The organism is Cyclobacteriaceae bacterium, assembly GCA_030584025.1.
GTDB lineage: Bacteria > Bacteroidota > Bacteroidia > Cytophagales > Cyclobacteriaceae > UBA2336.
On sequence record CP129487.1, the window covers coordinates 2,950,865 to 2,975,051 of the forward strand.

Annotated in this window: 17 protein-coding genes; 8 read left to right on the forward strand and 9 right to left on the reverse strand. The window is 43.3% G+C overall.

Annotated elements, in window-relative coordinates:
• Positions 1 to 126 precede the first annotated feature (126 nt).
• The 5 genes from QY309_13395 (at position 127) to QY309_13415 (ending at position 4,279) form a co-directional block, all read left to right on the forward strand.
• Positions 127 to 501: a hypothetical protein gene (locus QY309_13395; protein ID WKZ58862.1), complete on the forward strand. Its 375-nt coding sequence runs from the start codon at positions 127 to 129 to the stop codon at positions 499 to 501.
• 215 nt (positions 502 to 716) lie between these two features.
• Positions 717 to 1,496, forward strand: coding sequence for a hypothetical protein (locus tag QY309_13400; GenBank protein WKZ58863.1), 780 nt, complete (start codon positions 717 to 719; stop codon positions 1,494 to 1,496).
• A 713-nt stretch (positions 1,497 to 2,209) separates the two neighbouring features.
• Positions 2,210 to 2,779, forward strand: coding sequence for a hypothetical protein (locus QY309_13405; protein ID WKZ58864.1), 570 nt, complete (start codon positions 2,210 to 2,212; stop codon positions 2,777 to 2,779).
• A gap of 179 nt (positions 2,780 to 2,958) precedes the next feature.
• Positions 2,959 to 4,002 carry a two-component regulator propeller domain-containing protein gene (locus QY309_13410; protein ID WKZ58865.1) on the forward strand — a complete coding sequence of 348 codons (1,044 nt, stop codon included), beginning with the start codon at positions 2,959 to 2,961 and terminating at the stop codon, positions 4,000 to 4,002.
• A gap of 82 nt (positions 4,003 to 4,084) precedes the next feature.
• Positions 4,085 to 4,279, forward strand: a complete 195-nt coding sequence (locus QY309_13415; GenBank protein WKZ58866.1) for a hypothetical protein — start codon at positions 4,085 to 4,087, stop codon at positions 4,277 to 4,279.
• Positions 4,280 to 4,615: 336 nt separating this feature from the next.
• Here the strand turns inward: QY309_13415 and paaN are convergent, their stop codons facing one another.
• The 3 genes from paaN to QY309_13430 are packed head-to-tail and all read right to left on the reverse strand — an operon-like array spanning position 4,616 to position 8,342.
• The gene (gene paaN / locus QY309_13420; GenBank protein ID WKZ58867.1) at positions 4,616 to 6,286 is read right to left on the reverse strand and encodes a phenylacetic acid degradation protein PaaN; all 1,671 of its coding nucleotides are present in this window, start codon (positions 6,284 to 6,286) and stop codon (positions 4,616 to 4,618) included.
• 22 nt (positions 6,287 to 6,308) lie between these two features.
• The gene (locus QY309_13425; protein ID WKZ58868.1) at positions 6,309 to 7,022 is read right to left on the reverse strand and encodes a DUF4197 domain-containing protein; all 714 of its coding nucleotides are present in this window, start codon (positions 7,020 to 7,022) and stop codon (positions 6,309 to 6,311) included.
• Positions 7,023 to 7,079: 57 nt separating this feature from the next.
• Positions 7,080 to 8,342 carry a lactate 2-monooxygenase gene (locus QY309_13430; GenBank protein WKZ58869.1) on the reverse strand — a complete coding sequence of 421 codons (1,263 nt, stop codon included), beginning with the start codon at positions 8,340 to 8,342 and terminating at the stop codon, positions 7,080 to 7,082.
• An 89-nt stretch (positions 8,343 to 8,431) separates the two neighbouring features.
• Between QY309_13430 and QY309_13435 the strand changes: the two genes are divergently transcribed.
• Complete coding sequence (locus QY309_13435; protein ID WKZ58870.1) at positions 8,432 to 9,679, forward strand: competence/damage-inducible protein A; 1,248 nt, start codon at positions 8,432 to 8,434, stop codon at positions 9,677 to 9,679.
• Positions 9,680 to 9,729: 50 nt separating this feature from the next.
• Here QY309_13435 and ppdK read toward each other — a convergent pair whose 3' ends face one another.
• Positions 9,730 to 12,555, reverse strand: a complete 2,826-nt coding sequence (ppdK, locus tag QY309_13440) for a pyruvate, phosphate dikinase (protein ID WKZ58871.1) — start codon at positions 12,553 to 12,555, stop codon at positions 9,730 to 9,732.
• A gap of 183 nt (positions 12,556 to 12,738) precedes the next feature.
• Between ppdK and QY309_13445 the strand changes: the two genes are divergently transcribed.
• A complete protein-coding gene (locus QY309_13445) occupies positions 12,739 to 14,037 on the forward strand; it encodes a dihydrolipoamide acetyltransferase family protein (GenBank protein WKZ58872.1) in 1,299 nt (432 codons plus the stop codon).
• 4 nt (positions 14,038 to 14,041) lie between these two features.
• Here the strand turns inward: QY309_13445 and QY309_13450 are convergent, their stop codons facing one another.
• The 3 genes from QY309_13450 to QY309_13460 form a co-directional block, all read right to left on the reverse strand.
• Positions 14,042 to 16,045, reverse strand: coding sequence for a hypothetical protein (locus tag QY309_13450; protein ID WKZ58873.1), 2,004 nt, complete (start codon positions 16,043 to 16,045; stop codon positions 14,042 to 14,044).
• 47 nt (positions 16,046 to 16,092) lie between these two features.
• Positions 16,093 to 17,241 (reverse strand): gliding motility-associated C-terminal domain-containing protein, encoded by a 1,149-nt coding sequence (locus tag QY309_13455; GenBank protein ID WKZ58874.1) that lies wholly within the window; start codon positions 17,239 to 17,241, stop codon positions 16,093 to 16,095.
• A gap of 96 nt (positions 17,242 to 17,337) precedes the next feature.
• On the reverse strand, positions 17,338 to 20,385 hold the full coding sequence (locus tag QY309_13460; GenBank protein ID WKZ58875.1) for a tail fiber domain-containing protein: 3,048 nt from the start codon (positions 20,383 to 20,385) through the stop codon (positions 17,338 to 17,340).
• A gap of 92 nt (positions 20,386 to 20,477) precedes the next feature.
• Between QY309_13460 and QY309_13465 the strand changes: the two genes are divergently transcribed.
• Positions 20,478 to 21,623: a PLP-dependent aspartate aminotransferase family protein gene (locus QY309_13465; protein WKZ58876.1), complete on the forward strand. Its 1,146-nt coding sequence runs from the start codon at positions 20,478 to 20,480 to the stop codon at positions 21,621 to 21,623.
• A 10-nt stretch (positions 21,624 to 21,633) separates the two neighbouring features.
• On the opposite strand, the gene QY309_13470 is transcribed toward QY309_13465, so the two are convergent.
• Positions 21,634 to 21,891, reverse strand: a complete 258-nt coding sequence (locus QY309_13470) for a hypothetical protein (protein ID WKZ58877.1) — start codon at positions 21,889 to 21,891, stop codon at positions 21,634 to 21,636.
• Positions 21,892 to 22,051: 160 nt separating this feature from the next.
• A complete protein-coding gene (locus tag QY309_13475) occupies positions 22,052 to 24,133 on the reverse strand; it encodes a tetratricopeptide repeat-containing sensor histidine kinase (GenBank protein WKZ58878.1) in 2,082 nt (693 codons plus the stop codon).
• Positions 24,134 to 24,187: the final 54 nt, after the last annotated feature.

A 24,187-nucleotide genomic window follows, 5' to 3' on the forward strand; every position in this document is an offset into this window, starting at 1 on the left:
ACATTTTTGGTATCGGGACAAGGTTGGTCGCAGACGACAGACAACTACGCAAAGACAATTGAGAAATTAAGAAGTAAAGGAAAACTGACGACAAAGAGTTCTATCGACAAAACATTTGTAGGTTCCGTGACAGGTTACTACGACAAGGACTCAATTGTTTTAATAAGTAGTTTAACAGACGCAGAAGCAGCGGGGACAGAGACTCTATATTTCATTAAAGACGGGACTCTGAAGAAAGTATTCGTGATGGAGGCAACATTTGACTCGAATGACGAATGGAAAGAATATTATACAAAGCACAAATCAATCGACAATTGTTACAAGTGCCATGGAAAAACAAACTGTATCGTGACAGAGATAATATTTGACGACAAGCCGACAATTTTTGTGACTGAGAACAAAAGAAAAAGAGGGCTGACCGGAGAAAACAAGGAAAAGATGTTACTTGATGTTAAGCGGACATTTGACGAATTGAAGGTTCTTGTAAGAGATTTGGAGTAAATGCGGCCAGCCCCTAACAACATGTTTGCGCTATGGCCGGGTGACAAATTAAATTTTAGTAATTTTAAACAACAACGTTTGGGTTCGTAGGACAACACGCGGCTTCGGAAGCCGGCCACATCGCAAACACAAACGTTGGCGGTAATTAAGAGACAGCAACGCAACCTCAAATCAGTGATATTCATCTTAGATTAGTAAATAAAGATTAGATTGACATGAAAAAAATAATAACACTAACATCAATTTTCCTGATAGTTATATCTTGTTCAAAAGATGACGACTTATTGATTCCTGCCGAACTTGATAATCCAAGTGGTATGATAGTATTCTGCCAAGCTTCAATAGATGATACCTTAAGAATAGTTGAATACGAGTATGACAATGCTAATTTGATAAAAGAAACCTCAATTCTAAATGGAGAGGTTCATAGCGAGACAACTTTTGAATATAATTCAGAAAATCAGATAACCTCAGAAATATATCTGACTGATTGGAAAAAAACTGAGATGACCTATATTTATAATGAGGATAACCAACTAATTAATATTTTATACAAATTCACTGACTATGACACTGATGGACAAATAACAAACACAAGTGAAAACGAAGCTCCGAGAGAATATGATAACAATAAATTAGTTAAAGAATGGGAATATTGGGGTGGATTTAATACATATGAGTATAGTGGTGATAAGGTTGTTAAAAAGATTGACTATACCAAGAATGGTGAAAAACACCACATTACGACTTATAAATATTTTGGAGATTTATTGACTGAAGAAAAAAAGGAGACAAAAGCTGGCAGTTTAATGTATTTAAAAACCTACAAGTATGATTCTCAAAACCGATTAGTTCAAATTCAAGACGGAGAAAATATTATTGAGGAAAATGATTACATTGATAAAAAACTGATTGAAAAAAGAACTTACTATTTCGGAATTGACCCAGGATTTGATGTTTGTTATGGAAACTATATTTATAGATATGAATATTAACAACCGCCAACACACAATATAAAACAGTTGGGGTTCAGTGGTTTGCGAGGCTTTAGTTCTCGCTCCAACTTTTTCCAACGGTGGATAGGAACGCGCTCCGAAAACCCAACCGTTTCATATTGTAAAACGTTGGCGGTAATACGCTGACAAGAAAAATCAGACAACCTAAAATGAGAATCATTCTATTTTATATATGTCAGACATTATTAGGACTTGCCTTCTATAATTTGGCGTACATGGCGACTTTAAGGCTGGACTTTTTCGAATGGGGGAACTCTCAAAATGACGGACTTTACCTTTTATTCGTCCCGATAGTGATACTGCCGACAATATTAATTACTTCCGGAGTAAAATATCTAGTGACAAAGAAATTAGACGTGGACGAGTTTTACAAACGGAGTTTCACTGGGACAATAATTTTATCATTAGTCTGTTCGGCACTTGCAGTAAGTGATACAATGTGGCCGACAGTGGTAATATCTCTTGTAACAACATTAGCAATAGTAATTGAGACAATTATCATATCCCGACAATTATTAACAAAAGGACTTAGGGTTAAGACATAGGAGATAAGCGGACGCGTACTACCGCCAACAACGTGTTTAAGCTACTGGCGGTGGACGACCAAATATTTAATACATTTGCTTAACAACGTTTTCCCACGCGGATACTGGCGGCTTCGCAAGCGCCAGCATCTTAAACACAAAACGTTGGTGGCAAGCTTTTTTGGACAGATGAGACTTCTAATTATAGCAATAATATCACTTGGACTTTTGAGTTGCTCTAAACCGGCAGACACTTCATCCAATTTACAGCAAGCGGACTCATTAAAAACTGAAATTGACAGTACCACGACTTATGAGTTTGATTATGATGCGCAATTCAAGTTGGACAATTATTTAACGACAGACTCATTTGACGAAAAAACAAATGACTTAATAGACTTCGAATGTGCCATTTTAATCTATCCAACTTCTGAACAAATTGACGAAAAGAAAAAGAATGAAGGAGAAGAAGATTTTTATATTGGGGCTGACGATAGTAATTGGTATCAAGCAATGGCAATTGAGAAAATTGACTCCGCAGGTATTAAGACAATTACCGCAAGCGGACGCTATTTAAGATTAAGGGGACAAAATAAAACTTGGGACCTGGACATAAGAAAAAAGAATTTGCCAGCATGGAATTTAATTTTCTTTAAGCCGACCAAAGAACCAAAAATTATCTCGACAGTTGACTTAACCGTGGACGAAACTAAGAACTATTTTGAAATTAGGGATTAAAAGCCAGCCACCAACAACATGTTTGCGCTATGGCCGGGCGACCAGTTAAATTTTAGTATTTTTATAAAACCAACGTTTGGTTTCGTGGACAACGCGCGGCTTCGGAAGCCGGCCACATCGCAAACACAAACGTTAGCAGCAACTCTGACCGGACATTTCAAAGATTAAACAGAACGATAATGAGATTAATCATACTTTTATTTCTGAGCATTTTAACTCTGTTGACATCGTGCAATGGACAGACAACTGATAAGAAAAATATTGCAAACCAAATTGTAAATGGCGACACAGTAAAGGAACTTGGAAACAGTATAATGGTTGTTTACCAAGACAAGAAAAACGTTTATTGGTTTGGCAGTTGGGAAACAGGAGTTTATAGATTTGATGGAAAGGCATTGATTAATTACACATCAAATCACGGCTTGCCAAACAATAGAGTTGATGAAATACAACAAGATAAATCTGGTAATATATACTTCACCAGCTTTTATTCAAAGCCGACCATTGTTAAGTTTGACGGAAATACATTTACAACATTAGCTCCAATCTCCAGCAATGATTGGCAACTTAAATCCACAGATTTATGGTTTAAACATACGTACGATTTAGAAAATTACGTTTATCGGTATGACGGTACAAGTTTACATAAATTGCAGTTGCCTGAGCCACCAAGTCTGCCCAATCCTTTTGGAGTTTACAGTATTTATAAAGACATAAAAGGAAATATTTGGTTTGGTACAAACCCTGTTGGTGTTTGCCGATATGATGGAAAATCGTTTGATTGGATAACAGAAGAAGATGTAACGGAATTTCGTAACGAAGGTGCAAACGGAGTACGTTCAATTACGGAAGACAAAAATGGTGACTTTTGGTTTAATACCGAAAATCGTTATAGTGTTTACGATAGCACAACTTTAAAAAGTAGTAAGTTTTATACAAGACATGGAAGTATAGGCAGTTTAGATGGAAAGAATAGCAGTGGTCTAAATGAGTACCTATCAACAGTTAAAGACAACAATAATAATTTGTGGTTTGTAACCTATCGCAGTGGCGTTTGGAAATACGATGGAACGAAAATTACTCATTATCCCGTTCAAAATAACGCACAAGACATTACGCTATTTAGCATTTTCAAAGACAACAATGGTGACCTTTGGCTTGGAACTCACGAAAACGGAGCATATAAATTTGATGGACAGGCATTTGAGAAATTTAAACTATAACAGAAAAAGAGCAGCTGCTAACAAAATGTTTGCGCAATGGTGGGGTTTGGTGTTTCTATAAGTTTCTATCTTCGTTCAACGTTTGGTCACGTGGGACAATGAAGCGTTTCAAAGTCCCACCACTGCGCAAACACAAACGTTGGCGGCAAGACAAGACAAAAAAATGAAAGACCTCGGACAAGTTAACGACCGACAGATTATTTATATCAACACAAAGACGGAGGAGTGGAAACGAACCTACCGACAAGCAATTGGCTTGCAATGGGAAGAACATTAAGCTTTCTGCTGCTTCTGGACTATGCAATATTGAACCTTTACGAGAATTTAGAGAAGCATTTGACAAACTCGCTCAAAACCTAAAGCTTCCATACAAATTGACCTGGGAAGAGAGGTTGCCAATGAAGAATTGAGTTGCGCAGCATAGTAAACTTGCCATTACAGGGACACTAATATCCCTCCTCTTAACATCTCAATTGGCTTAAGTTATATCTGTAACCAAGCTTTACGTGAAGGAATAGCACACACCAAAATTATCTAAAGCGGGCGACACAGTCGCCCCTATCCACCTCCCCTTTGCGGCCTGCGAATGCCTCGCTACAGCTACTGAGGGTTATTAACCCGCAGCTACCGGCTCACGATGACCAACCCATGTAAATCGCTTTATTACATATTCTGGATTCGTAAATGACGCGTTACCCGAAGGATTACCACCCGTTACGTGAAAATCGGAGAAGCTGGCATTTTGATTCATATAAATGCCCCCCACTAAATTGAACGATACAGGTGTAGCCGCTAACGCCATCGCATCTGCAATCTTTTCGCGAACTGAACTATCGGTTGTGTAAGCTCCACATGAAATAGCTCCATGATGTAGCGCCATTTCTTGCGCTAAGGCAATGGCGTGATCGGTGTCTTTGGTTTTAATCAATAACGCAATGGGGCCGAATAATTCTTTGCTGAAGATTTCCTTCTTCGCTGCATCAACCTCCACTAAAATGGGTGTATTGATACGCGCATTTTTAAACATCGGGTTTTCTATAGCACGCGACTTAACCCAAACTTTGCCAGGAATCTTTTCGGCATCTGCCACGCGTGTGCACGTGTTCTTATTTTGAATGGCACCCAACACAAATGGTCCCGCCTTCGGGTTATCGGCCAGGCTGTTGATGTTGTCCACCAATTTCTGCGCAAACTCTTCAAAGCTTACCGTGCCGGAAGCTGTTTTTATTCCACTTTCAGGAATATAAAAGTTTTGTGGCGCGGTGCACATCTGGCCTGAATATAACGACAATGAAAAAGCAAGATTGGAAGCCACTTTATCTGCATCAGCCACGGAATCCAGAATAACTGAATTCACACCTGTTTTTTCAGTAAACACAGCCTTGCCCTGTAAGCCTTCGAGATAACTTCCAAATGCACTGTTTCCGGTAAAGTCAATTAATTTAACAGATGGGTGCTCAGCCAATTCCTTAGTGATCGTCTTATCGTATGCGTCAACCGCCAGTTGACAAATATTCGGATCAAGATTTTGCTCACTCAATACCTGCTGAATTTCTGCAACCACTAACGCGATCGGCAATACAGCACCGGGGTGCGGCTTTACGATAACAGGATTTCCTGTTACCAGACTTGCGTAAAGTCCCGGAACAGTATTCCACGTAGGAAAAGTCGAACATCCGATAACCAACGAAATTCCTTTTGGTACGGCACGCCACTCTTTATTTAACTGAATGTTGAATTTTCCCATCGGTTTGTCCCACAATGTGGCGGAGGGAAATCGTTGCAATTCTTCATAACCTGCTGCGATGGCCTCTAACGCGCGATCTGCAGCATGCGGACCCGATGCCTGAAATGCCATCATGTAACCCTGACCGGTAGTGTGCATGGTGGCATATGCAATTTCAAAAAACCGGGCACGAACGCGTTCCAGCGATTCAATCAAAATTCCGGTTCGTTCCTGAACAGAGACTTTCCTCCAAACATGATAAGCACTTTGTGCGCGATTAATCAATGTATCAACTGAAAAAGCCGGATAGGTAATACCCAAAGGTTCTTGTGTATAGGGTGATTCTTCAACACCAATCCACGCTGCCGCATCTGCCTGCTTCAATAACTCAAACTTCTTTCCCAATGCTGCTTTAAAAGCAGCTTGTCCATCAGCATCAGCCGTTTCACCATAAACTGCCGGTGCAGGATGCTCCGGGTAGGCGGCAAAGAATGTGCGTTTGTGTAAAGCATCAATCGCCTGATTCAATAGTGTGCTGTGTTTCTCGAATAATCCCATATCGCAAATTCAGTTATATCTTTTACTTGTTGTATCCAAAAACTTTCTTTAACAATTCGGTTGTACGTGCCACCGGATCTTGCCTGATTTTTTTCTCTTCACCCGCTATGAGCAAAAACAATCCATCCATTGCTTTTGTTGTAGCGTAATCATTCAAATCAGGATTTACCTTTTCCACCAATGGAATTTTGTTGTACGTATTAATGATATCCCCATAATATTTTGTGGCATTCACTTTATTTAGTGAGTTGGCGATAACCGGTGCAAACTTTTCGCGAAGCTGGGCTGATGTGGTGCGCTTCAGGTATTCAGTAGCTGCGTTCTCATCTCCTTTTAAAATTCCCCACGCATCCTGTATGGTCATTTGTTTGATCGCATTAACAAAAATTGGTTTTGCTTCTTTGGCAGCATCTTCTGCTCCGCGATTCAGAGTCATGACAAATTTATCCACTTCATTGCCCAAGCCGATCTGACGCAGCTTGTCTTCTACTTTTTTCACATCGGGTGGAAATGGAATCTTGATCTGTGGATTTTTAAAGTAACCATCCAGTTGCGAGGCCTGATCTGAACCGGTAGAAATTCCTTTAACTAAAGCTTCCTTTAGTCCTTCAGCCACTTCAGCTGTGGTAAGTTCACCTCCGCCAAGCGACTTATTCAAATCACCCAACGCCTGATTGATTTGTGCTGAGGTGCATGCACCCAGTACAAACGCTGAAATCCATAGCAAATACCGCATAATCGTTATCTTTAAGGGCTCCAAATTACCCAACAATTTGTAAAAACCTACAGGGTTTCAGCGCAGTGTTTCGCGCTTGATCTCGGAAACATGCTTGCATCCCGCAAGGCCCATGGTAAGCTCAAAATCGGCCATGAAATTTCGCAAAACCTCATATACACCTTCCTCTCCGGCTAGTGCAAGACCATACACATAAGGTCTTCCAATACAAACGGCCTTGGCGCCCATAGCCAAACATTTATATGCATCTGCACCTCCACGAATGCCACTATCAATAATTACGGGAATGCGTCCATTAACAGCGTTGACAATTTCTGGCAACATCTCAAACGTTGAAACAGAACCATCAATCTGTCGGCCACCGTGGTTGGAAACCACAATACCGTCCATCCCATAGTCAACAGCCTTTCGGGCATCATCCGGATGAAGTATGCCTTTTAGTAAAACAGGAAGTTTCGTTTGCTCACGCAGAAATTTTAAATCATCCCAGGTGGTGCACGGATTGGAATAGGTACTGATGAATTTCTGTACAGCTTTAATCGGTCGGCCGGATTTAAGTTTTTTGAAAAAGCCCTTACCGGGATATCGGTTCACCATGCTCACAAGCCCTCGTAAAGTTTGCCAGGTTATTTCACGCTTAGCATTTTCTTGCGTATCGGGTTCATCCATCATCTGCTGAAAAACCGGATCGGATGTGTATTGCGCAATTCCTTTTCCTTCAAGAAAGGGAAGGTACGCCAATTCAAGATCGCGTGTACGCCAACCCAACATGGTGGTGTCTAGCGTAACCACAATAGCATCACAACCACATTTTTCAGCGCGTTGTACAAAACTTTTTACCAATTCATTCGATTTGCTCCAATACAACTGAAACCATCGAGGTGAACTTCCCATCGCTTTGGCTACTTCTTCCATCGGCCGCGAGGCCTGGTTGGAAAAAATATACGGTATACCTAATTGCGCTGCCGCGCGACCAACAGACAGGTCAGCTTCGGGATGAACCATTTCCAACACACCAATCGGTGATAACAGAAAAGGCGTTGCCAGCTTTTTACCAAATAACTCTATACTGATGTCGCGCTCACCTACATTTTTCAACATGCGCGGAACAATCTTGCAGGATTCAAACGCATTCAGGTTTGAACGCATCGTGCTTTCCACACCGGCACCTCCAGCAATGTAGGCATACGCTTGTGGCGACATAGTCGCTTTAGCTGCTGCTTCCAGGTGAACCGGATCAATCTTAACAAGCGGAAGTTTTCCTGAAAAACCTGAGAGGTAAATTTTCTTTTGCCAATCCAGAGCCGAAAACGGATTCATAATGCGGGAATTATGATAAAAGATAAGGAATCACCCGAACAAAATATCCATTTTTTAATTTTTATCTGATATTTGTCCGCGTTACAACTATGAAAAAAATTCTTGCTGAAATTATTGCCATAGGCGATGAACTGCTGTATGGCCAAACCCTCGATACAAATTCACATTGGATAAGCGGAGAACTGGATAAGGTGGGGATAAAAGTTGTTCGAAGAACTACCGTTGGTGATATTGAATCTGAAATTCTTACCGCTTTCGCGGAAGCAGAAAAACGTGCCGACATTATTTTGATAACTGGTGGATTAGGTCCTACCAATGATGACCTTACTAAGCCTTGTCTGGCGAAATATTTCAACTGCAAGATTGTGATATTTGAAGATGCCTTGCGTGATGTAACAACATTCTTTGCCAGTCGTGGCCGCGAACTGACGGAACTTAATCGTCAACAAGCGGCACTTCCAGAATGCTGCAAGGCAGTGCGCAACGAGTTGGGAACAGCTCCCGGCATGTGGTTCGATCGTAGTGATAAAGTTTTCGTTTCGATGCCGGGTGTACCGCACGAAATGAAAAAGATGATGACGGACAACGTTATACCGCAGCTGCTTCAAAAATATCAAACTCCAACTATACGTCATCAGATCATTAAAACGGTTGGTATTGGTGAATCCTTTCTCGCTGAAAAAATTGCATCATGGGAAAATGCATTACCATCGCATATAAAATTGGCCTATCTACCCAGCCTGGGTGAAGTAAAGCTACGCCTCACAGCCATCGGGCAATCGGCTGAAGCGATGGATGCCGAATTAAAGGAGTGTGTTGAAAAACTAAAACCGCTAGCATCGCAATACATTTATGGTTACAACGAAACTCCGCTTGAGGCTGTAATTGGTCAGTTGTTGCGTGATCGCAAACTCACGCTTTCAATCGCTGAAAGTTGTACCGGTGGATATTTGTCGCATCTCATCACCTCAATACCCGGAAGCTCGGAATATTTTCTTGGCACGATGATTCCGTACGCTTACGAAATAAAAATGCGTCAGCTTGGCGTTAAACCTGAAACGTTGGAAAAGCATGGTGCCGTTAGTGAACCCACCATTATTGAAATGGCTAATATTGTTCGCGCCAAGTTCAATACCGACATTGGTGTTGCCACCAGCGGCATTGCTGGCCCGGGTGGTGCAACTCCTGAAAAACCTGTTGGCACGGTTTGGATTGCTTATTCAGATAAACACCAAACCGTTACGCGTAAACTTCAACTCTCCACTGACCGTATGATCAACATACGCATGTCATCGGTAGCGGTATTGAATCTTATCCGGCTGAGTTTACCAAAATAAAATGTCACCCCAACCTATCGATCAGGGTGACATATAGAGTTATTGACTGACTACAAACTGTTGTAACCCGACTCACCAAGTTTGGCATGCGCAGCAGCCAGTCGTGCCACAGGCACTCTTGGTCCGGAACAAGAAACATAGTTAAGTCCTATCTGATGGCAGAACCTGATTGACTCGGGGTGACCGCCATGCTCACCGCAAATACCAACCTTAAGCTCCGGATTTCCCTTGCGACCATCCTGTACTGCCATTCGCATGAGTTTTCCCATCGCCTTGCTGTCCAATACTTCAAACGGATTTTCTTTCAGAATTCCATGTGTGATGTAGTAAGGCAGGAATTTATTCTCGGCATCCTCGCGAGAGAAAGAAAATGTGGCCTGCGTAAGGTCATTGGTACCGAATGAGAAGAAGTCGGCTGTGGCGGCAAGTTCTTCTGCCTGTAAACAAGCACGAACAGCTTCAACCATAGTACCAAATTTAAACATAAGCTTGATGCTTCGTTCCTGTTCTAACTTCGATTTTGCTACCTGAACAAATTCAGAGATAAGCTTTAATTCTTCTGCAGCCACAACTTGCGGCACCATAATTTCAGGGTGAACCTTCACGCCTTTCAACTGACAATCAGCGGTAGCTTCCAGTATGGCTTGTATTTGCATTTTATAAATCTCAGGATACGTAATCCCTAACCGAACACCACGATGACCCAGCATTGGGTTTACTTCATGAAGTTCCTTTACCTTCCGTAACATCTGTTCCTTCTTCTGAATGGCTTGTCCTACCAATTCAGCACCCGAGGCATTGAATGGATGCGTTGCGTTTTCAGCAATTTTCAAGTCGGCATGCAGCAACCGCAGACTACTGAACAGGTTGTTCACACCACTTACCGTTTCCTTCAAATGCACCAGGTGATCCAATTCATCCCGTAGCACATCTTCGGTAGGCAAAAACTCATGAATGGGAGGATCCAACAACCGGATGGTAACAGGCCGTGGGGCCATTGTGGTCAGAATTTGCTCAAAATCCTGACGCTGCATTTCTTTCAACTTGTTGAGTGCGCTTTCCCGTTCTTCGGTAGTAGCTGCTAAAATCATTTCAATCACGATAGGCAGCCGATCAACCGCATTGAACATGCGCTCCGTACGGCACAAGCCAATACCCATAGCGCCATAGTTCAACGCCTTCTGAGCAGCCTCGGGTGTATCGGCATTCGCCATCACTTTCAACATCGCCAATTCATCCGCCCATCCCAATAAGGTTTTCAACTCATCTGAAAACGTTGGCTCAACCATGGGTATCATGCCTTTGTACACCTTACCGGTTCCACCATCTATGGTAATGTAATCGCCTTCATGCAAAATCTTATCACCGATAGTGGCCTGCCGAAGTTTTACATCTACATGAATACCTTCCGCACCCGCTACACAAGGTTTGCCCATGCCTCGGGCTACAACCGCAGCATGCGAAGTTTTTCCACCACGACTTGTAAGTATCCCCTGCGATGCGAAGAAGCCATGAATGTCTTCCGGTTTGGTTTCTTCACGAACAAGAATCACCTTCTCACCAGCCCTTCCGAGCGTCTCTGCCCTGTCTGCATCAAATACAATTTGACCGGAAGCTGCTCCCGGTGATGCCGGTAAACCTTGTGCCAATGGTTCCTCTTTATTGGAGGAATCAAGACGTGGATGAAGCAACTGCTCCAGCATGTCGGGCTTAATGCGAAGCAAGGCTTGTTCTTTTGTGATGAGTTTTTCCTTTACCATTTCCACAGATGTACGCACCAACGCGGTGGTGTTCATTTTTCCATTGCGCGTTTGCAAACAATACAACACACCCTTTTCAATGGTGTATTCGAAATCCTGAACTTCTCTGTAATGCGATTCCAGTTTTTTTCTGAGCTCTTCTAATTGCCTGTATTGCTCTGGCATTTCCTGCGCCAGTTGAGCAACGGGTTTAGGTGTGCGGATACCGGCAACGACATCTTCGCCTTGGGCATTAGTAAGATATTCACCATACATCACATTTTCTCCGGTGCCCGGATCGCGGGTAAAGCCAACCCCTGTGGCGCAATCATTACCCATATTGCCAAACACCATGGTCACCACGTTTACCGCAGTACCGTTGGCCATCTCCGGTGTAATCTTGAATTCTCTGCGATAGTCGACAGCCCGTTTACCCATCCATGAATTGAATACAGCTTTGATGGCGATCTCAAGTTGCTCGTATACATCTTCAGGGAATGGTTTGCCGGTTTGTTCTTTTACAACCAATAAAAACCGATCGGCTATCTCTTTTAAATCTTCCGTGCTTAATCCAACATCAACCTTCACCCCTGCACGTTTCTTGATTTCTTCAAAATGAATATCAAATTTTTCATCGGGCACACCCAATGCCACTTTGCCGAACAGCTGAATAAACCTGCGGTACGCATCATAGCCAAATCGTTCGTTACCGGTTTGTTTGATCAATCCCTGCAGGGTAACTGAATTCAATCCCAGGTTCAGAATGGTATCCATCATACCCGGCATTGACATCGCAGAGCCGGACCGAACGGACACGAGCAATGGATTTTCTCCATCTCCGAATTTTTTTCCCGTAGCTTTTTCCAATTCACTCATCTGAATATGAACCTGATCCATCAGTCCAGCCGGCAATTTTTTGTTGGTATCGAGGTAAGTCAGGCAAGCTTCGGTGGTTACCACAAATCCGGGCGGCACATTCAACCCGATTTGTGTCATTTCACACAGGTTGGCGCCTTTGCCGCCCAGCAGTTTTTTATTCTTTCCATCGCCCTCTTGAAAAGCGTATACAAATTTGGTTTCAGTAGTCATGGTTTTGGTGGCTTTTGAAGTCGGTCTATCAACAGTTAGCGTATCCATAATTAATTGTGTTTAAACGTGTTTGAAGCTACCCCAGCATATACTTAAACAGAATGATAATCGTCACTCCAGCACGCGATTGAAATCAGTTTTAGGGCTTGATTTTACGGTTGAATACAGCCCGGAAATGCTGTTCTATAACACATCAAAAATGCTAACTTTGCCCCCGTAAACGATTGAATTATGGCGCTTGTTGAGCTGGTAATGCCCAAAATGGGCGAAAGTATTATGGAGGCCACCATTTTGTCATGGCTGAAAAAGCCGGGCGATAAAATCGAGCAGGATGAGTCGGTATTAGAGGTGGCCACCGATAAAGTGGATACGGAAGTTCCCTCCACTCATGCCGGTGTGCTGAAAGAAATTCTGGCCAAAGAAGGTGACGTGGTGAAAGTGGGCAAACCCATTGCCGTTATTTCTACCGAAAGTGATACCGTTACCACCAGCGAACCGAAAAAAGATCAGCCTAAACAAGTCAGCCCGGAAATCAAAAAAGAAGAGCAGGTTGTCAGCCAACCGGTGAATGGAAATGGATCCACGCATCATGTTTCCGATTTTAAGTCGGCCTCGCGTTTTTACTCACCCCTGGTAAAAAATATTGCAAAAGAAGAGAACATTGCTGTTGCTGAACTGGAAACCATACCTGGAACAGGCCAGGAAGGACGGGTAACCAAGAAAGATATACTGGCTTACCTCGAAAACCGCAAGCTAGGTAAGGGTATACAAACTGCACAGGCATATAAGGCTCCACAAGGTGTTCCGGTTTCCATTAGTGGTGGTGATGAAATCATTCAGATGGACCGCATGCGCAAGATGATTGCGGAGCGCATGGTTGATTCAAAGCGTATTTCACCACACGTTACTTCATTTGTTGAAGTCGATGTCACCAACATTGTTTTCTGGCGAAACAAAATGAAGGGCGAATTTCAGAAGCGTTACAATGAAGCGCTTACGTTCACCCCGATTTTTATTGAAGCGCTCGTACAGGCCATCAAAGATCTTCCGATGATCAACATTCAGGTAGATGGCGATCGTATCATTAAGAAGAAAGATATTAATATCGGTATGGCCGTTGCGTTGCCTTCCGGCAACCTGATTGTTCCGGTAATCAAAAATGCTGATCAATATAGTCTTACAGGCTTGGCAAAAGTTGTAAACGACCTGGCATCGCGAGCCCGTGATAATAAACTCAAAGCTGATGAACTATCGGGCGGAACGTACACCATCTCCAACGTAGGTTCATTTGGCAATGTGATGGGCACGCCCATTATTGTGCAACCCCAGGTAGGTATAATGGCTGTTGGTGCCATTCAGAAAAAACCGGCCGTATTGGAGACTCCTTATGGAGATGTAATTGCCATCCGTCATAAGATGTTCCTCTCACACTCCTACGATCATCGCGTAGTGGATGGATCACTTGGCGGAAGCTTTGTAAGACGTGTAGCCGATTACCTGGAAAAGTTTGATACTGATCGGGCGCTCTGATTTGTTAGAGCCTTGCCCTATTAAGCGTAAACCAGTTTCCATTCCCTACTGCTATTAATGTAATGCAATAAAGGCTACCGTTATCAGCTGCTGATATTTGTATACCTGCCAGTTGATCAATCGTATCCTTTCCACTCGCTGAACGTATGGTCACTGCCTTTGCTCCAGACGCGCGAATGATTAAAATACGTCCTCTTTCAGCATCTGAATCTGGTAATAATATTTCATTGGTTTCAGGGTCTGCAATAATTACGTAATCCTTCGGGTCAACCAAATAATTCCCTTGAGCAGCTATCGTAAAAACAACGCCATGCGAGCCACCAAAATGGAAATTAAATTGTGGCGGCAACCCAATGCCTAATCTAAGATCCTTTTCATCCCACAACAGATTACCATCACCAGCAATACTGGACGTGCCCGTCCAGAACGCCACCTGACCGGCTGTTCCGCTTCCGCCAACACCTCCACCACCCGTGTTATCCGTTCCGGGGGCCCAGGTAGCTCCATTCCATTTCAACACCTGTCCCGCTGCGGCACCACCCTGCAAAATTTTACCTGGTGCAACGTTCGCAATTTTTATATCGGTAACTGCTCCATTGGCCAGATCAGCGGTGGCAATAGTCGCATCAAGAATTTTTGCCGTTGTTACTGAAGCATCTGCCAGATCAGCTGTTGCTATTGTACCGTCCAGAATTTTTGCTGACGTAATCGCACCGGTCGTTACCGTAGGATTCGGATACGTTCCGGTTAGGTCACCTCCCGCAGCGCCACCTGGAGCAACACCGGCAATGGTAACGTTGGAAGCAACAGTTATTCTACCTTGCGCATCCACTTGAATTCTGGGAACAAGCGTTGCATTGCCATATACACCAGCGGTTACTCCTGAGTTTGAAAGTTTGGCACTGGTAACCGAACCATCAGTAATTTTTGCCGTAGTAATGGCGTTATCGCGGATGTGATTAGTGGTAACCGCACGATTCGCATCCGTAGCAGCATCGCTTCGTAATTCCGTAGCGGTAACACCATTGGCAGCAATGGCAATGGTGCCTGTGGATATAATTGTTCCGCCCGATAAACCTGTTCCGGCAGTTATGCTGGTAACTCCCTGAGTATCGGTTTGAGGAGCCCAGGCTGTTCCATTCCATTTCAAAACCTGATTGGTTGTAGCACCACTTTGCGTCAGTTTTGCAGGTGCCACATTACTGATCTTCGCGTCCGTTACGGAAGCATTAGCCAGATCAACTGTTCCAATTGTTCCGTCAGCAATTTTTGCTGAAGAAACAGAACCATCGGCCAGATCTGTGGTAGCAATTGTGCCGTCAAGAATTTTTGCTGATGTTATAGCATTATTGGCAACCGTTGGATTTGGATAAGTTCCACTTAAATCGCCACCTGCTGCGCCACCCGGAGCAACACCTGCAATAGTGGCATTTGTTACTAATGTAATCCGCCCCTGGGCATCCACTGTAAACTGAGGGACAGTAGTAGCACTACCATATGTTGCAGCCGTTACACCCGTGTTCGAAAGTTTTGCACCGGTCACAGCACCATTGGCAATGTCAGCCGTGCCAATTGTACCATCAGCAATTTTTGCAGTTGTTACCGATCCATCAGCCAGTTTAACAGTTGTTACGCCTCCATCAGCAAGGCCAATGGTTCCGGTAACGGTTATCGGCCCGCCTGTGAGGCCTGCCCCTGTATTGATCGCTGTTACTGTGCCCGTCCCAAAACTATCTTCAATAACAATCCACGCGCTTCCACTCCAGTAATAGAATTTGTTATCGCTGGTATCAAAAACTAACAAACCCTTTTCGCCAGCAGTTAATCCCGTTATGGAAGTCCGCTGAGCAGTTGTAAGTCGCGGTACCAAAAGCCCCTGATTATTTCCGGGTGATTGTAAATCCAATACAGCCTTTGCGTTGGGGTTATCCGTTCCAATACCTACCTGTGCAAATGCACACGTTGATACAACTATTAACGCAAAAAGAATCTTTACCTTTCGAATCATGACAATACTGATTTTGTTTGATTAAATACCTGAACTGTAACTAAAAGTCACCGCTTTAAGGAAAGAAATCCTGTTAACGGAGAGGCATCTGGCAATTCTATTTTGTAAAAATAATTACCTGAAGGAAGTTCTTTTCCATCCAATCCAACGCCTTCAAATCGTTTGCCTGCAACGGTATCATCATACCCTGCCATTTCAAAAACTTTGTCGCCCCAGCGGTTGTAAATCGTAACCATACTTCCTTCCGGCAAATTGGCAATCTGCATGTAGCGATTGGCTTCATAGCCATTTGGCGCTATAGCGTTATACACCAAAATTCCGGATACGTCTGCGCGCGCCAATGCCAACAGCACTTCAGTCGGAGCCAATGTACTGGTTATTGTTCCATTCGAAAGTGAGCCGGTAAGTGTAGCCGGACCAAGATTAGTAAACGGATCTGTAAGATTGGAAGATTGAACAATAACAATGTTTCCAACTCCTAATGCATCCTCATTGCGAACCGGAAGTGTTACCGTTGCATTTTGAAGAGAGCCCGAGACAGGCTCAACGGTGAAATAACGCTGGTCAGAAATTGCGTTTAGTGAACTAGATGTAGGTAAGATAATCGATCCATTTAGCTCAGTGACAGAAACGCGTACCTCTGGTGAGCCTGTTAAATTATTAAGTTGAACAGGCAGATACACGGACCCATTTCCTAGAGGAAATAATTTTGTGCCCGCACCGGAGTGTTGCACCGCACCATTAACATGTGCTACGTCTGAACCACCAGTAATGATTACATCGCTATCAAAAATAATTTTGGAATTATTCTCAGCCACCATAATACCATCGTTGAGAATCAGCTCGCGTTCCACCACAATATCTGCCAGAAACTTTTTTACTCCGCCCCCCTCAATGGTTAGCCAACTAAACGCCTGGGCATTGTGGTTAATAATCTGTTCTGTGCTGGTACTATTGAATGTGATCCTGCCGTCACCGGGAATATACGTTCCGGTATTCAGCCATACGCCACCCATAACCAGCGACCCGTTATTAATTAATGTGCCTTGATTAACCAGGCTATCACTGACAGCAAGTATGAAGTTCTCTTCAACACTCACGGTGGCCCCATTCTTGATATAAAATCCTTGTCCGAACAGTACGATCGGGCAAAGAATAACAATAAAAACTAACCACTTCATTGTCTTCAGGTGCATTTCAAATACGGAATTAATCGAGTGAACACTAAATTACGGAATATTGATCTGAGATTAAGCGTATAGGTAACTTGATTGAGTTATTTTAGCTAAAATCTAGTCGTTGCCGGCTGAATTACTGACTGAACCCGGTTGTTTTGATGCCTTGACATCTATTTTCAGGGTTTCGAGTTCCAGTCTGTTCTGCTCAATTTGCTCCTTTAACTCAGCAATCAGCTTCTGTTGCTCCTGCACGGCTTTTACCAACGGGGCAATAAAATCTGTGTAACGCAAGCCAAGGGTGCGTTCAGCGTCACCGCCAATAGTGAGTATAGCATTTTCATCGCCAACCAATGATTCAATATCCTGAGCAAGAAATCCCCAGTTCAGTTTACCATCATTAAAATTCCTCATTTCATAGCTAACCGGATTCAACTGCATGATGAAGTCGAGACCAACATCAAGTGACTTTATCTCTGATTTTAATCTTCGATCAGATGCAGCAGTAAATGCAACCTGGCCTTCGATTACAGTGACAGCAGTATTGCCAATTCTTACCTTATTACTTGCATCAACTGTTGTATTGTATCCAATAGCGGTTGAATTTTGTAAACCTGGGGCACTAACATCAGCAAAATACCCTAGAATAGTATGTTGTGTGCCGAAAGTGTTGGTATCACCAGCTCTATTCCCAGCAAATAAATTCTGTGTTCCGGTTGTATTTGCAATTCCTGCCCTTTCTCCAATAAATGTATTAGGACCTCCAGTTGTAACTTGGCCAGCCTGAGCACCAACGAATGTATTTCCATTAAATGTAGCGGTTGTTGTAGCGGAGCCAGCTAACCAACCAATTACTGTATTTAGTCCGCCCGTACTATTATTTTGACCAGCTCCGCGTCCAATAAAAACATTGTAGCTTCCGGATGTATTTGTTCCTCCAGCATTCGAACCGTAGAATGCATTATCCTCTCCGGTTGTTGTTGTTCCAATTGGTGAGCCGGCAAATAAATTTCTCGTTCCAGGAGCAGTTATCAACGTAGTTCCGCCAGGCGCAGACCATTGAGCAATCAATCCTCCAGAGGTTGTTAAAATTTGCCCCGGTGTTCCTACCGACAATTTACTTACATCAATCGCTGCACTACCGCTTATATCTGCATTTACAATTGACCCATCGGCAATTTTTGCCGAGTTGATTGCATTGTTTCCTACTGTTGGATTGGGATACGTTCCTGTCAAATCACCACCTGCTGTACCACCTGGTATAACACCAGAAATTGCTGCAGTGCCGGCAGTTGTTAATCTTCCTTTTGCATCAACGGTAAACGTGGCCACCTGTGTGGCCGATCCGTATGATCCCGCTGTAACTGTGGTGTTACCAAGATTCAATCCTGCAGAATATGAGCCTATTACCTCTCCGGCTACGAGCGATTCTGTGTCTAACACTACGGCTGCATTTAATCGGTTTGTGTTTATCGTTCCGGTGGTGGCTGCATTGTTAACAGCAGTAACCACATTATTTCCGGCAGTTGATGCAACTGAAGGACTCGGATAGGTGCCCGTCAGATCACCGCCTGCTGCACCGCCTGGTGTTACCCCAGAAATTGCTGCAGTGCCGGCAGTTGTTAGTCTTCCCTTTGCATCAACGGTAAACGTGGCTACCTGCGTGGCCGATCCGTACGATCCCGCTGTAACGGTAGTATTCCCCAGATTCAACCCTGCAGAATAAGAACCTGACACATCTCCTGCTGAAGGAGATTCTGTATCCAGCACAACTGCGGCATTAAGACGGTTTGAATTTATCGTTCCGGTTGTTGCCGCGTTGTTAACGGCTGTAACCACATTATTTCCGGCAGTTGATGCAACTGTAGGACCAGGATAGGTTCCTGTTAAATCACCTGATGCGGCTCCTCCCGGAGTAACGCCTACAATCGCAACGCCTGATGCAGCCGTAATTCTCCCTTGTGCATCGACCGTTAATTGCGGAACTGTTGTTGCTCCTCCATATGTTGCTGCCGCTACTCCTGTATTTGTCAAAGCAATTGTACCGGTTGTAGTTATAGGCCCACCCGTTAATCCCGCACCCGTTGTTATGCTCGTAACTGTGCCACTACTTCCTGTATTATCGGCTTGGGGAGTCCATGCCGTTCCATTCCATTTCAACACCTGTCCCGGTGCTGCTCCGCTTTGTGTAATCTTACCGGGAGCTACTGTAGAAATTTTTACATCCGATACAGCGCCATCCAAAATTTTGGCAGTGGTAATCGCATTGTTGGCAACTGTTGGCGAAGGATACGTACCCGTAAGATCGCCACCTGCCGTACCACCTGGCGCAACACCCGCTATTGTAATGCCTGATGCGGCAGTAATTCTTCCCTGGGCATCGACTGTAAATTGAGGAACGGTTGTGGCATTTCCATACGATGCTGCGGTTACACCCGTATTCGATAAAGTAATGGTTCCTGTTGTGGTTATTGGGCCACCTGTAAGCCCTGCACCCGTTGAAATGTTTGTTACCGTACCCGTGCCAGTATTATCGGCTTGCGGAGCCCAAGATGTTCCATTCCATTTGAGCACCTGCCCGGCAACTGCGCCAGCAGCGCTTAATTTACCTGGAGCAACACTTGAAATTTTAGCGTCAGTAACAGATCCATCACTAATATCAACGGTACTGATTGTACCATCTACAATTTTAGCCGAAGTTATAGCATTATTGGCGAGCGTGGGGTTGGGGTACGTTCCACTCAAATCTCCTCCTGCTGCTCCACCTGGTAAAGTTCCAGTAATCGTAACGTTATTGCCACCTGAAATAGTTAGCAAGCCTGTGCCGGAATTATAGCTGAGTGTCTGGCTGTCTGTGCCGGCACTATCCTCAATACCTGTCCACCCTGCTCCACTCCAGTAATAAAACTTATCAGTTTCAGAATCAAATACAAGCAAACCTTTATCCCCATCGGTAAGCGATGAAACAAATGCGGCATCTGTTCGCTGCGCTGTGGTTAAACGTGGCACCAAAAACCCCTGGTTATTATTAGGAGACCTTAGTTCAAGTACTGCACGTGGATTTGGGTTATTTGTGCCAATACCGACTTGGGCAAAAGAAGAAATAGTAAATACACACACGAGCAAAAGGCTGCCTGTGAGCCATGAGAGGGTAATTTTTTTCATAGGGTTAGGAGAGATTATTTTAGTAAGCTACAAAATTTGGCGATCAAACTATTTATTACTTTAGCGATTTACTTTGAAACCATTCAAATAAGATGAAATTCGGTACAAAAGCAGTTCACGCAGGGGTAGAGCCCGATCCTTCAACCGGGGCCATTATGACCCCGATTTTCCAGACTTCAACATATGTACAAGAGGAACCTGCAAAACATAAGGGATATGCCTATGCCCGTGGAGCCAACCCTACCCGAAATGCGCTGCAAAAAAGCATTGCCGCCCTGGAAAATGCGCAATTCGCACTTTGCTTTTCTTCCGGAATGGGGGCCACCGATACGGTTATTAAGTTGCTGAATCAAGGTGATGAGGTGATCACCTCAAATGATTTGTATGGTGGATCATACCGAATGTTTAAAAGGGTGTATGAGCGACTGGGGATTAAATTTCATTTCATTGACCTGACACATGCTGAAAACATTAATCAGCATATAAACAGTAAAACACGTTTAATCTGGTTGGAAACACCCAGCAATCCATTGATGAACATCATCGATATTGAAGCTTGTGTCGCCATCGCCAAAAAACACAACTTGCTGGTTGCCGTTGATAATACGTTTGCTTCACCCTATTTACAAAATCCGCTTGATATCGGTGCTGATATTGTGATGCACTCGGTAACCAAATACCTGAGCGGACATTCGGATGTCATTATGGGTGCGCTTGCAACCAACAACGAAAAGCTTTATCAGGAATTGGCCTTCATTCAAAATTCATGTGGCGCTGTTCCTGGCCCACAGGATTCATTTCTGGTACTACGAGGAATTAAAACATTACACCTGCGCATGGAACGTCATTGCCAGAATGGAAAAAAAGTGGCTGAGTTTTTAAAGAATCATCCTAAAGTTGGCAGGGTATATTGGCCTGGCTTTAGCGATCACCCCAATCATGCCATTGCAAAAAAACAAATGCGCGACTTTGGAGGGATGCTTTCCTTTACCCTGAAAGACGATAGCCTTGAAAAGGCTATTACGTTAATGAAAAGTGTTCAATTATTTTCCCTGGCTGAATCGCTTGGTGGTGTGGAGTCACTGATCAATCACCCCGCATCCATGACGCACGCCAGCATTCCCAAAGAAGAGCGCATCAAGAACGGACTCGTGGATTCACTCATCCGCCTGAGCATTGGCATTGAAGATGGAGAGGACTTGATAGGTGACCTGCAGCAAGCACTGGATCGGGTGTAACTCGGGTTCTTTACTTGCCTTTCGCCTTTTTGGATTTTTGTTTTCTTGGCTGCGAAATTTTTCTGCTTTTTTTATCAGTCTTCTTTGCAACCTTAACGCGTTTCTTCAGGCTGATGTCTTTTTTGCCACGCTTTGTTTTTCTATCGGTTTCATAAACCACCCGTTGATCCTGCGTCATGCGTGAACTTTCCTCTTTCGGTAAATGACCTGTTTGTGCCTTAACACTAACTGAAATCAATACAAACCCTACAGTTATTAACCATTTCATACCGCAAAACTACTCATAGAAAAAATACCCAGGTGCAAGCGTGTAGTATTTTTATCAGTTTTCTCGATAAATGACTTTAGAATCAGGCATTCTAGTGCATTACCCCCTTAATGAAGTTAATTGCTTTATATTGGCTGTCGAGTTCTCGCTGTAATAAATCCTAAACAAGCGAACTTATTGGTCGAATAGGAAGGAGTATTTCGAATGCACTTCCCTTACCAACCTCTGTTTTCAAATCGATTTTACCACCCAACCGATCGACAAGAATTTTTACAATGGCCAATCCAAGGCCGTTGGAGCTTTCACCACCTGTTGGGCGAGCAGTCAGTTTTTTAAATTTCTGATACATGAACTTAATATCAGCCGGGTTGAATCCCGGGCCTTGATCTTTTACAGAGATAGAAAAAAGATCACCTTTCATTTCAGAGTTGATTTGAATAATCGTATTCCGTGGAGAGAATTTAATGGCATTGGATATCAGGTTGTCCATAATTCGAGACAAATACTCCTGATCAGATTCGATAGGTTCAGTTACATGCTGTTCCAGTGCAATCTCAATTGCCTTGGCCGAAGCGCCCGGCCGAAAAGCATTAGCACGTTCTGTTAAAAACGTACTTAAATTAAATATTGAAAATTCGGGTTCACGATTTACTTCCAACGCATTAACGTCCAGCAAATCCGTAATCAAATCCAATCCCGAACGCGTAGAATCTTTAATCAACCCAAGATATTTCTTTTGATTTGTATTGAGTTCGCCCTCTATTTCAACTAAGTCTGATAAACCCTTTATCCGATTCAATGGAGATTTTAAATCATGAGCAACAATATTCATCAGTGTATCTTTCTCATGATTGATATCTGAGAGCTCTGTATTACGTTTTTCCAGTTTCTCATTTTGTTGCGATATCTCCTGACGCTGTTTTTCAATTTTCTCGTTCTGATTAGCGAGCTTAACATTGGCACCTTGCCGCTTCTTACTGTTGCGCCACTGCATCAGAAACAAAGCGGTAACAAAACCGGTTATGACAATAAGAATAATATTCTCCAATTGCTTCTGACGAACCAATGCATCGGCCTCAGCCTGTTTTACTTTAAGCATCTCATTTTCACGTTCCTTCTTTTCAATCTCCAATTGAAACTGAAGTTTCTCAATCTGGCGAGCCAATTCAACACTTTGTAATGACTCCTTTAAAATTAGGTACTTATTTGTGTAGGCCGTAGCCTCGGCCAACCGACCCTCACGTTCATTGATTTTTCCTAAATAAAAATTTGCGTCACGCTGCAGATCAAGATGAGTTTGATTATTAATGCGGGCGACTTTGTCCAAAAAAATTCTGGAGTTTTTAAAATCCTTCTGTTTATAATAAACGATGCCCTTTAATAGATTTGCCCTTGGCAACAGACGAATGTTATCCGTTTTAATAATAATGGTGTAGGCCTCGTCAGCCAATTCAGCTGCATGATCCATGCTATCATTAGCCGAAAGAAATTCACCCCATCCTAATTTAATTTCCGCCAAACTGATATGATCATCAATCTTCACAGCGATTGAATCGGCTCGTTGAAAACAACTGTTTGCGTCAAGAGCACTTTTCATCTCACTATATACCGTACCCAACTCCATCAAGGCAGATAACAACCCACGGGGATCGCCAATTTGATTACGCAACTGGTAAGCCTTCAGTGCCATTTCCAAGGCCTTTGGGTAATCTTGTTGTGAACGATAGATGTTACTCAAACTCCTGTACACATAAGCAAGACCTACAGGATCCTTTAGCTTTTCAAATATGACCTGGCTTTTGATCAGATTATCATAAGCGCGCGTCATATCTCCCTGATCATAGAACAAGCGCCCAAAATTGTTGTAACAAAAAGCCAGTTGCGAAGAGTCATTTTGCTCCTGAGCCACTTCAACAGATTTTAAATGATAATCGAATGAAGATTTATAATCACCCTTATAGGCATTAGCCAAACCAATAAAGCTTAGTGGTTTTGATAGCTCTTTATCAACTTTCAGTTCAAGGCCAAGGGTGTACGCTTCATTACAATAAAAAATGGTGCTATCGGGGTAGGAAAGGCGATACTCAAATCCGATATCATTCAGTAAATTAAATCGGGCCCTTCCTGTTGCTTGCTTAAGTTGTTTGCGCAAGCTGTCGATAAGGGAAATATTCTGACCTTGAGCCTGGTCATTTACCATGACCAAAACGAATGCGATCAAAATAACTCCAACACTTTTCATACTACAGCAAATTATAAAAGATTCTAAAGCCTCAAAACAACCGACCGGAATATT